This is a genomic window from Peptacetobacter sp. AB800 (assembly GCF_047807365.1).
In the GTDB taxonomy this organism is placed as follows: domain Bacteria; phylum Bacillota; class Clostridia; order Peptostreptococcales; family Peptostreptococcaceae; genus Peptacetobacter.
In genome coordinates, this window is record NZ_JBLOUI010000119.1 from 1 (window position 1) to 262 (window position 262).

The window sequence follows — 262 nt, forward strand, 5'->3', positions numbered from 1 at the left end:
TAAAAGGTGTATTTAATAGCTTCTTCATAAGATTTTAAGCCATCTGTGACAATTGATTTAGGAGAGCCGAAGGCACTAGCCTTTTTAAATAGTGAAAAAGCACAATCAGAATCTCGTGATTTGTTTAGATTCCAAGATAGAACAAACCTTGTTTCAGAATCTATACAAACCCAAAGATAGAATTTTTCACCAGCAATTTTTACGATAGTTTCGTCAGCGTGCCATTCATCTGAATCGCCTAAATATAAATCTTTTGATAGTT

At 33.2% G+C, this 262-nt stretch carries 1 protein-coding gene; it reads right to left on the minus strand.

Translation table 11 applies throughout. The features are described from left to right. Window positions 1-262: DDE-type integrase/transposase/recombinase (locus tag ACK2WN_RS12410; RefSeq protein ID WP_416155706.1), on the minus strand; the 262-nt coding region annotated here is incomplete at both ends.